Origin of the sequence: Streptomyces shenzhenensis, from assembly GCF_021462265.1 — a bacterium.
GTDB lineage: Bacteria > Actinomycetota > Actinomycetes > Streptomycetales > Streptomycetaceae > Streptomyces > Streptomyces shenzhenensis.
In genome coordinates this window covers 1-11442 of sequence record NZ_JAJONF010000021.1, presented here as the reverse complement: position 1 = coordinate 11442, position 11442 = coordinate 1, and the positions used below count along the sequence as shown (strand labels likewise).

The following is an 11442-nucleotide window of genomic DNA, read 5'->3' as shown; positions in this document are numbered from 1 at the left end:
GGCACACCTGTCGCGGACGCTCTGGACGAGCTCACTCCCGACATGGTCGAACTGGCCTTCAACTCCATCACCTCGCAGGAGCGCCAGCACCTGCTGCGTGGATTGGGGATCAACCTGGCAGCGCCACGCCGGGCAAGTAAGTCCCTGTGCCGGGATGTCCTGACCCGCATGCGACGCGAGGCGAGGACAAATGCTTGCACCTGTACCGTCCGTTACCTGGTCCGCCGGGTCATGGAGGACGTGACCACCATCGTCTGGCCAGACGACGACAGTACTGTCGTTGCCGACCCGGTCACACGATGGGGTGCGATCCTGGTCCGGCTCGCTGTCTTTGCGTGCTGCCAAGCCTCGGCAATCGATGCCGAGGTGTTCGTATGGGCAGCCGACCACGACTGGCTCGGCCTCGGCACGGGCGTTGAAAAAATGGACGCCGTGCGTCAGGCCGCGGCCCGCGTAGTGGAAGCCACCCCGGAATTCGCTTCGAGCCACGAAGACCGGGCTCCGGGGCCTGCTGATAAGCCTGTCCCGCTTGCTGACGCCTCAGCGGTGCCCACATCGCAGAGCTCTGACGTTGACGTGAGATCGGCGGGCCGAGAGACGACCGACGCTACCGAGAAGCGGCAGGACAAGGACGACGCCTACGCCCTCTACGAGGCGCTGACGGTCTCCGTCCGGGACGCCCGGGACGTGGTACGGCGCATCGTTGAGGCATTGGACGATGGGCGCGCGCCCGCCAGGCAGGATCTGCGGGACTTGTCCGCGCTGTCCCCGGCCTTTACCCGCCTCCAAAAGGCACTGAAAGACGCAGGGTTGGGCGTCGTGCCGCGCCGACTGGACGACTTGGCTCGGGCCGTGGAAGCACACCGTGCGGAGCGTGATCGAGACCTTGCCGCCCGTGAGACCCTTCGTGTGCTGCTGAGCATCGAATGCGAAGACGGCGGTGCGGCGGCACCGTCCCTGGCAACAGCGCATCACCAAGCCCGGCAGCTGCTGGAGAATCCCCTGTGGGCCGAGTCGGAGCGTGACCACGCTGCCGCGCTTGCCGCGCTTGTCGAAATCGTCGAGCTGGCTGATCAGCCGGATGCGCTGCCCGAGATCATGGCCCGCCAGCAGCGGGTTGCACAGTCCCTGCCGGACTGTGTCATAGCAGCCCTGATGTACGCCGAACTTTCTCTCCCTGCACAGAAGGACGCACCGAGCAGCCGCAACGTCCTGCCGGAACACCCAGCGGCACCGATGCTGGCGAAGACCGGCGCGGGATCTGACGGACCGGTCGGGGGCACGGACCCTGCGGCTCACAACGAGACAGACGTGCGCCACGGTCAGGACGCAGCAGTCTCGGCCCCTGGATACCCGGCCCGCCAGGAAGGGAAGCCGACCGCGGCCTTCCTGCCGGTGCCTTCGTCGCAGGCCAAGAGCACCAAGGCTGGCCAGGCAGAGGAGGCCGGGGCAGAGGAGGCCGCCCCCCTCCCGGCTGTCGCCGACGCCGTTGCCACCACCAAGGCGAACCTGGCCGCCGCGGCCACCGCTGGGGGCCAGGCCCCTACCGCCGTGGTGACGAACCCGGCCGCAGTGCCCCGGAGGGCTGCGAACCAGACCGTAGTCGGCGACTCCAACCCGGATCCGGCACGCACCGTCGACCGCGAATCGGCCGTCGAGGCAACACCGCGCGGCCAGGAAGCAGTGACCGTTCCCGCACTCGCCGAAGGCCGCCCCGACGTCGTACCGGTCGAGGCGGTCGCCATTGAGACCGCGATCGCCCGGCTCGTGTCCGAGGAACGCTTCGGACTGGCCGCTCACCTCTCCCAGGCCGCCGGCCGTTCCGAAGCCGAATCGGCCGCCTTGCGCCTGGCATCGGCAGCCGCTGTCCTGCGCTCCGGATCCGGCAGCGGAGCTCGGGCCGTGAGCGAGGCGCTCCAGCAATGGGACGCCCTCGGCCCGCGCGACACCGAGGGAACCGAACTGCTCCTGCTCCCCGCTCTGATCCGCGCCGCCCTGGTCACCGGCGAGCATGTGACCGGAGCCCAGTTGCAGGCCCTGGCTCCACGACTGCCGGAGGGGCTCGCCGCCATCGCCACAGCGGTAGCGGAACGCGCGCTGAGTGGCGCTCTGCTCATCGCGCCGCCCATGGCTGTCATCGCCGATGTGTCCGAGGCGGAGGCAAAGCTGCGTGAGATCACCGAGCAGAGCCGCACCATGCTTAAACCGCCCCGTCTGAGGTACAACCGGGCGACGAACATCGCCAAGCGGTGGCTGGCCGCCGACGGCATGCTCGGCCGCCTGCTCCTCGCCATCGCGAACGGCACGTCGGACGCCGACACCACAGCGCGCGAGACCATCGACCGGCTGACCCGCCTCTCCGAGATCCACACCGAAATCGACCGGATGGAGCGGGAGTTCCGCGGCCCCAGCAGCCGTTCCCTTGAGGGATCGGGCCGCCAGGATCTGGTACACGTAGTCGAGCGCGCAATTGAGTGCGCGAAGTCGTGGCTGGATGTCACTGAGGCTCTGCGCCGCAGCCATGCCGCTGACAGCAACTGGGCCGTGCAGGAGATCTCGTCCATGCGACAGGCCGTCCTCAGCCGACAGGACCGCGCCCTCGACGACCTGCAGGCGGCCATGAGGCGACCCAATCCGCTGCCCGCGGCGACAGCCTGGGCCGCGCACGAATCCCTCACCCGTCTCTTCCACGAACTGGATGGTGCAACCGCCCAGCGAAACGAGTCGGAACACGACGCAAGCCAGGTAATCGATGCCGAGCTGCTCAAGGTTCCCCTCGTACCGGGCGAGCGCCCTTCGGTGCCGGACCTGCTCGCGGCCGCGGACCGGTCATGGGACGAAGCACTGGATTTCCAAGTGGAACGGGATGCGTTCAGCATCGCCCACCGCATTCTGGATCTCGCCGGCCAGGGCGCGCTGCCCGGCACCGCCAAGGTGAGCTTCGATGCGGCACGGCGTACGCGCCTCGACGAAGCCGAAACGCGCCGTCGCTCCGAGTTGGGCCAACGCCATAGCGAACTCGCGGCCGAACTGCGGCGCGCCCAGGCTGACGGCGCGCTTTCCGAAGACCAGGACGTCAAGCTCCAGGAACTGCTCGCCGATGCCCACCCTGTGGCGGAAGATGGTATGCCGCGCGAGCTGAGCGCCGTTCGTCGCACGCTCGGCGAGGTGGCAGAACTCCTGCCCCGGTACCGGGAGGAGGCCGCGGACCGGCTGCGGGCCCGTCTCGATGCTCTTTCCGACATTACCCCCGACGAACGGGCGCAGGTACTGCGCCACCTCGACACCGACGCATTCGCGACTGCGGCGGATTTGGTCTATTTCCTCGAACTGGGCGAGCCCGTACCCGAGCTGCTGGCGGACGAATCACACCTCGCGAACTTCTTCCCGGCCGTCCCGGCCGGGCTGCCCGAAGGAATCACCTCGGAGCTGGTCACGCACGTTCGCGCACGTGACAAGCACCGAATCCTTCCCATGCTCGATTACACGAACCTGTCGGCGGATGAAGCGGCGCGGGCCGCCAACGCCCTGGACCTGTGGCGCGAGCTCTCGGCCGTCGAGCCCAAGGAGCGGCAGAACGTCAATGTGCGGGACATGCTGCTCCCTGCCCTCTCGCTCCTCGGCTATGAGGCCCGACGGGCCAAGCCCCTGCACGAGCTGCCGCGCACCCACGAGTACCGCTTTGCTGACGTCTCCGATATCGGTATCAACGGCCGTGCCTGGGCACCCGCGTTCGGCACGAAGATCCTGGAGCAGGGACGCACGCTGCGTGTCCTGATGCTCTGGGGCCGTCCTTCGGCGCAGCTGCTGCTGAGCAGAGCGGCAAAGGAGCCCAGCGGAGAGAGCCTGCTCGTCGCCTACTTCGGCACGCTGAGCAAGGAAGCCCGCGCGGAGCTCGCCGCAGCTTCCGCCGAACGCGCGCCGTTGATGGTCGTGGATGACGCGGCTCTCGCGTACCTCGCGGCCCACGGAAACCGGCAGGTGAGCGTGGCGACCGAAACGCTGTTGCCATTCTCCGGGGTTAACCCGTACATCAAGGAGAAGCGCGGCCGGATTGGCCGGGAAATGTTCTACGGACGGGACGCCGAACGCAAGAGCATTCTCGACCCGGACGGCACACAGATCATCTTCGGCGGCCGTGGCCTCGGTAAGTCGGCACTTCTCAACGACGCCGGCGACCGTTTCGCCGAACAGCAGCCGGGCTCCCACCACCCTGTCTACCTCAACCTGGATTATCACAACATCGGAAAGGGCAACGCACTGGGATCGGAGACGATCTGGAGTGTTCTGGACCGGGAACTGACCAGCCTGGAGGTGCTTGCCCAGCCGAAGGGGCGCAGAGGGCAGCCAGCAGATCCGTATGAGCGGGTGCGTTCGGGCATCAAGGGGTGGCTGGACGAGGACCCCCGACGCCGATTGCTGATCCTGATGGACGAGTGCGACCTTTTCTTCGAAGCCGACGTCCCACACTGCACACAGACCCGGCGTCTTAAAGGGCTCTGCGTGGAAACCCGGGGCCGCATGAAGGTCGTCTTCGCGGGGCTGCACTCCGTGCAGCGGTTCACCCGACTCGCCCGCAACGGTCCGTTCAGTCATCTCGCGCAGACCCCGACCGTTGTCGGACCGCTTGCCCCGCAGTTCGCCGCCGATCTTCTGGCCCTCCCGATGCGCGCCCTCGGCTTCGATTTCGCCGACGTCGACCTGGTGAACCGAGTGCTGGGCTACTGCTCGTACCAGCCCTTCCTGCTGCAGATGTTCGGCAGCAGGTTGGTCGAAGTGATGCAGCGCAAGCGCCTGCGCCCGGACGCCGCGGGACCTCCATATGCCATCGAGGCCACGGATGTGGAGGCTGTCGAGTCCGACCCCTCACTGCGAGCCGACATCACTGCGGCGTTCAAGGAAACCCTCACCCTCGACGACCGGTACAACGTCATCGCCAATGTGCTGGCCAAGCAGGCTCGCGACAACGGTCTGGAGACCAGGCTGAGCGACGTGGAACTGCGCGACGAATGTGCCAGCTGGTGGGCCGCCGGCTTCGAGCAGCTCGGCAGCGAGGGTTTCCGCGCCTATCTCCAGGAGATGGTCGGGCTCGGCGTGCTGGCACCCAACCACGACGGCCGAGGCTGGCATCTGCGGGGTCCCAACGCGCTGCGCATGATCGGCACCGCTCAGGAGATCGAAGCCCAGCTGTTGGGAGCCGAGACGGAGTGCGAGTTGGAAGAGACCGTGATCATGGAGGGCAGGCCGGAACTGGCCAATCGCAGGTCGGCCCCGCTCACGGTCACTCAGGTCGACGATCTGCTGGGCGACCACACCAACCAGGTGCGAATCGTCCTCGGCACACCCGCTACCGGTATCGGCGATGTGGAGGACACCCTGCGGGCTGTCACCGGCCGGCTGGCAGGCTGGACCATACCGGCCATCGGACGCAACAGCGTCTTCCGGCTGGAGCTGACCTCCGGTCGACCCGGTGAGCGGCGCGTCATCGTAAGCGATCTCGCAGCGAACGAAGTGAAGGACGATGTCTCCCGGGAGTCGCTCAACCTTGCACTGACCGAACTCCCTGAGAAGTCAGGTGTCACCAGAGCCGTTGTCCTCGTTGCCGGGACCGGCCAGCTCGGCCTGTGGCGTGATGTGCTCTCGGCCCCGGGGACCGCCGCGTCCACGGCGGTTGTGCTCCGCCGCCACGACCGGCGGAGTCTGAAGTCGTGGACCCAGCGCAGCGAACTGTTCGACACCGAGGAACGGCTCACCCGGTTGCTGGAGGTCACCGGAGGCTGGCCCATGCTGCTGGACCGAGCCGTCGAGTTGCATGACACGTACAAAAACCAGGACCAGGCGCTGCGCAGGCTCGGTGACGAGCTCCAGCAGCAGTCTCAGGCGGCACAACTGGTGAGCGCCGCAGGCCTCACCGCTGATCCGATCGTCGCGTCCGGCTACCGGGCCGTCGCCGACGAGTTCGGCACGGACTGGGCTGACGAAGGGGACCTTCTTGCCGCCATCGAACTCGCTGGGTTCGATGAGCCGGACGCACAATGGGTGTACTGGTGCCTGGAGGCCTTCCATGCCTTCCAACGAGACGGTGCACGGCTGCGGGTTGAGCCGGTGCTGCACAACTGCTGGTCCCGGGGCTGAGGATGCGCCAATGCGTCGGGGTGGCCGTTCATGGGGAGCGGCCACCCCGGCGGGCGGGACACGACGACGCCCAGCCCTAGAAGCGGATGCCCTGCCTGCATGGCTGCGGCTACGTGGACCAGCCGGAAATCCGCTCCAGCGTTCTGTGTGGACTGGTCCCGCGGCTCGGCCCAAACCAGTAGCCTGTGAGCAGCGGCCCGAAGAGGTCCGCGCAGGCGCCGAAGAGGCCCTACCCCAGGCGGGGTAGGGCCTCTTCGCTTCGCAAGGTCTCTGCGCTGGACGCTACTTTGCCGACCGGCCCTGAACTGGAGGGCCCGCCCGGCTGGGGCCCGGCCGACCCGTCGGCAGGACATCCCTGGGTCCAGGATGGGTCCGGAAGGACAGTGAAACCCCGTGAACGATCACCGCGTCCGGGATGCGTGCATGCCAGCTGAACTGCACAGACGGGGAAAACGGGGGAGAGCAGGGAACGCTGGGGCAACGATCTTGCGTTCTCGTAATGCGTAGGTCTCGGGTTCGAATCCCGAAAGCGGCTCTATGGTGAACCCCAGGTTGGGTCTCTGACCTGGGGTTTCTTGTTTTGGTTGACCTTGGAATTCGGGCCAATCGGGCAGGTGGGGGCTGTGCATCGCAATGCGTAGGTCTGGAGTTGACGGCCAGTGGCGGTTGCGGATCGCGGGGCTGTGACCTCGGCATTTGTTCATGGCTGTCGATCTCGCCGGCCCCGTCCGGTTTGAGCTGGTGGCCATTTGGTGGCCAGGCGTGCAGAGGGCGTGCGGATGGCTCCTCGGTCAGCCGTGCGGTCTTCGCACGAGAGTTGTGCCTTCCGGACAATCGCGCGGTCGGCCGGCTTTTCCTGGGGTGTGGGCGACGACGCGCTGCTTCGCTGTCGGCCGTCCCAGCGTCGAGAACATCCCCGTCACGGATCTCGGCAGCGACTGCTGCCGAGATCCGCCGGAGGCAGATGACGGGCCCCTCGCGAGAGGCGGATGACCGAGTTCCGCTCGTTTACGCCCTGGCTCGGTCGGCTTTCAAGCGCCGGCAGGCCGAACCAGATGGCGTACCTCGGACACGATGAACTCGCCGTAGTGCAGGGCCGACCCCAGTTCCTCCAGCCGCGCGTAGTGCTCCGGTGGGAGCGCTGCGTCGCGGCCGGTGCCGGCTTGTACCATCGCCCGCAGCAACAGCCGGAGGGCCAGGTCAGAGGTGCAGTGACGCGCGCACTCGGCCAGGTTGCGCCTGACCGCGTCCGGCACGAACCGGTCGACGGGCCTCTGAGATCTCGGCGAGGACCGCGTCCGCCAACTCCTCGACGTCGCTCGTGCCAGGGGCGGTGGGCGGGTGAACGCTGTCCCCCGCGTTCCTGGCCAGCCGGGCGTCGCACAGCGCGATGAGCGTCTCCGTCCACTGCACCCCCGACGTGACACCGGTAGGCCCTCCGGATGAGAACGCCCGTCCCGTCGCTGTCCCGGGCGGCACTGTGGTCACCGGGTCCGTCTACGAGGGCGGGCACGGCGGCTCCCGGGCCCCGGTCGGCGGCCGGTCGGCGAAGGATCAGCGTTCCGCGTGCGGATCGGCCAGTTCGGCGACGTGTTCTCGGCCGTAGCCGAACCGGTCACCGAGAACCCTCCAGCGGGCGTACTGCTCATCGGTGATCCGCGCGTCGTAGACCCTGACGCATCTGAGCAGCAGACGGAAGCCGAGATCGGGATCGACCTGGTCGACGACCTGCTCGAGCGCGGGAACCAGCGTGCGGGAGTGTTCGAACCACGGGCTCGTGGTGACGCCGTACCAGGGGGTGTCGTGCACCGCGCGGGTCAGAACGGGAGCGATCTCCCTCAGTTCCCGCCGGACCGCGTTCATCGCCTCGAAGTCGCCCGGCGAGGGTGCGCCGATGGTGAACCCGGGGTCGATCTCCCGCAGGCGTTCGACGCAGGCCTCCGCGATCCGATCGAGCCACTGCCGCGCTTCGGCACCCTCGTGCCGCGGGTCGTAGCCGTAGCACGTCGCCGCCTGCCAGAGCTCGATGAGAGCGTCGTCGGACATAGGTGACCGGGACAGCCGCAGCGTGTCCTCCAGCAGCGCGTACGCGGAGGAACCCGGCACCAGACCCACATAGTCGAAGACCGCGCCACGAATGCCCTCGTCGACCGTGTGGGAGTGCTGCCACAGATCGCTGTAGAAACCTCCGGCGAGGGACGAGAACCCGAAGTCCCGGTAGAAGCGCCGCCGCAACGAGACGTCGTCGAAGCGGGGCCAGCGCACACCGAGCCCGTCGTGCACCACGAGTCCCGGGTAGCCGAACGCCTCACCGATCGTCAGGTACCGGTCGTACCGCTCCATGGTGACCGTGATCGGGGTCTCCTTCACCACACGCAGGAACAGCCGGAAACCTAGGTCGGCGTCCACTTCGGCGGCCACGCGTTCCAACGCGGCCCCGACGTCCGGGCCCGTCAGCCGGTGCGCCACGGCTCTCACCTCGGCACACACGGCCTTTCTCATCGCCGGTTCGTCCACCGTGATCATGAGCGGCGTGCCCTCGAAGAACCTGTCACCCGAAGAGAGACCGGCGGCTTCCCGGGCGATCCGGTCCTCGGCCGACTCCACGATCCGGCGGAGCAGGCCGGGGACGTCCGGCCCCGGGTCCTGGCCCGCCGCGGCGCGCCATACCGTCTGCAGGGTCTCGGCCGGAAGGCGCGAGTCCAGCAGCAGGCGGGCATCGTCGCGCAGGGCGCGGGCGTCGTCGGCGTCCGCGTCCGGCGCCACCGGTGTCAGGCCCGTCCCGAGCCTCGCGATCAGCAGGCTGATCCCGAAGTCCTCCTCGAATCTCCAGAAACGTACTTCCCGTTGTTCTTCCATGAGTTCCTCGCGGAGCGTCGGAGCGGGCGGGGCGGAAGAAGGCGACGCTCCCTCGCCCCGCCCGTCGCGCCGGGGACGGGGGGTGTCGTCGTCCCCGGCGCGGTCGGGCAGATGACGCCGGTGGGCTCAGCCGGCGAGATACGGGCCGCGGTGTCGAAGTCCAGCGCGCGCAGTGCCTTCAAGACGGCGACGTGGAGGGCGGCGTCGAAGGCGCGGATCGCGTCGGTCATCTTCCCGATCGGGCCGCCGGCACCAAACGGCGTTCCGTTCCGGGAGTCACCCCGGAGCGGAACGCCGTCCGTGCGGAACCGGATCCGCCGACTAGTCCTGTTCGACCATGAACTCGACGGCGTCCACCACGTACTCGCCGTAGTGGAGGGCCGAGCCGATGGCCTCCAGCCGTGCGTACTGGTCCGGGGACAGCACGTTGTACGGCGTTTTCACGATGCACCTCAGCAGGACCCGCAACGCCAGGTCCGGCGTGCAGCGGCGCGCACAGTCGACGAGCGCCTCGCGGACCTCGGTGGGCAGGAACTCCACCCGCTCGATCTCGGCGACGACGGCGTCCCGGTAGGGAAGACCGTCCTCCGTGTCGGCCCCGGTGAGGGGGCGCACGTCCGCCTTGGCGGACAACCGGGCGTCACACAGGCCGATGACTGTTCGCGTCCACTCCGATCCCGAGGTCCCCTCGAAGCTCGGCATGTACTGCGCGCCGGCCGTCCACAGCACCTCGGTGGTCTCCGACGGAAGGTGGTCGACAAGCACTCGGGCGTCGCGGCGAACCGCCAGCACCTTGTCGTCGGCCTCCGCGGCGAGGTGTTTCGCGACGACGTCGGCGGCTGTCGGCCCGTCGTAGGTCCAGTCCTGGTGGAAGAAACTCATCACCCACGAGACACCGAAATCGAACTCACTGAAACGCCGCATTGTATGTCAGCTCCTCAGATCGGGTAGCAGGTCTGCACGTAGTAGCCGAAGCGGTGCTTCCCCGCCGTCTTGGGAACTCTCACGAGCTTGATGAAGAAGCCGTTGCCCGCGGCTTCGCTGGCCCGGTTCTCCCAGTAGACCGTACCGAGGGAGGAATCCCTCGGTCCGAAGGTCCCCGTCCAGGTCAGCTCGTTCGCGGACCCCTTCATCCAGTTCTTGATCATGTTGGCCTTCTGGTTCAGTGCGTAGTCGACGACCTTCTGCGCCGTCTCCTGGTCGACCCACACGCTGTTCGGCGTCTCCACGCCCCCCTTTCTGCGTGTCTTCTCGGCGGCCAGGTCCTTCGCCTGCTGCTCGGTCGGGCGCACATGGTCCTTGAGGGTGTGCGCCTGGTCGGGGAACTGCTGCTCGTCGAACACGAGGTCGTTGCAGTTGTGGACCAGGACCGGGGTCTCGCCCGCCACTGCGTAGAAGGTGTGCAGGCCCGACACGGTCAGGTCGTACACCGTCTGGGGTGTCGCCTCGTGCCGATCGAGCAGTGCGGCCACGGTGCGGACCGTTCCGTCCGGACTCCGCAGGCCGTCTCCGTCCCGCAGGTCGGACGCCAGGGTCCAGCCCCGGCCGGTGACGAAGAACCGGTGTCCCAGGGTGCTGGTGAGGCGTCCGCCGTCCGTGAGAGCGACGTCGACCAGGTCGGCGGCGGTGTGGTGGAAGGTACGCGTGACCGGCTCGCCCTGCGCGCGTCCGGTCGTCGGGTCGGTCGCCAGCAGGAGGTCGCCGGTCCGTACGTCACGGAGCTGCTTGCGGCTGCCGTCGGCCAGGACGACCTCGGTGGTGCCGGGGAAGCTGTTGATCCTGCATGCCGTCCGCGCCTCCTCGTACACCTTCGCGGACCGCTCGATCGCGGAGAGAGTTCGGGCGTCCACATCCAGCGCCCTCAGCGCCTTCAGGGCGTCGGCGACTCCGACGCCGGTGCGCATGGCCGCGTCCACGGCACGGATCGCCTCCGTGATCTTCGCGATCGGCCCGCCGAGCGGGAGCCAGGTGGCGGCCCAGGCGCAGTCGCCGTAGCTGCCGTCACCTGTGCCGGTGGCCTTGTGGTAACAGCCGGTGAAGTCGTTGATGATGGACTCGTAGATGCCCTTCCAGACATCCTTGGTCACGTCCCACGCGGAGACCTTGACCGTCTTGGTCAGGTCCTTGAAGGTCTGCGTCTTGAGGAAGACCGTGTCCTCGGTGGGGCAGCCTGCCTCGGTGGCGGGCACGTCGGGGTTGTCGCAGTAGTAGTAGCTGACCACCGCGTCGAAGTGCACCTTGTACACCAACGTGTTGCAGTCCAGGCCATGGCACTCGTTGGGGAGTTGCTCCGGCTCTCCGTTCTGCTTGATGTCGTCGATGACGGAGAACACCCCGCCGATCCCGGTGCCGGTCCCGGCGCCGGTCTGCACCTGCTTGTTCGCGTCGGCGGCCGCCGCCTGGTCGGCCGCCTGCTGTGCCGACTCGGCGTACTTCTGGGCGTCCTTC

The 11442-nt window shown here is 67.9% G+C and carries 4 protein-coding genes; 1 reads left to right on the top strand and 3 read right to left on the bottom strand.

Annotated features, from left to right (window positions below):
- The first annotated feature begins 42 nt into the window (after nt 1-42).
- A complete protein-coding gene (locus LQ326_RS25435) occupies nt 43-6135 on the top strand; it encodes a hypothetical protein (RefSeq protein ID WP_234540029.1) in 6093 nt (2030 codons plus the stop codon).
- 1554 nt (nt 6136-7689) lie between these two features.
- Here LQ326_RS25435 and LQ326_RS25430 read toward each other — a convergent pair.
- The 3 genes from LQ326_RS25430 to LQ326_RS25420 form a co-directional block, all read right to left on the bottom strand.
- Complete coding sequence (locus LQ326_RS25430; protein WP_234540027.1) at nt 7690-8994, bottom strand: hypothetical protein; 1305 nt, start codon at nt 8992-8994, stop codon at nt 7690-7692.
- A 321-nt stretch (nt 8995-9315) separates the two neighbouring features.
- Nucleotides 9316-9918: a contact-dependent growth inhibition system immunity protein gene (locus LQ326_RS25425; RefSeq protein ID WP_234540025.1), complete on the bottom strand. Its 603-nt coding sequence runs from the start codon at nt 9916-9918 to the stop codon at nt 9316-9318.
- 14 nt (nt 9919-9932) lie between these two features.
- Nucleotides 9933-11442 (bottom strand): polymorphic toxin-type HINT domain-containing protein (locus LQ326_RS25420; RefSeq protein ID WP_268207531.1); only part of this gene is annotated, 1510 nt, incomplete at its 5' end.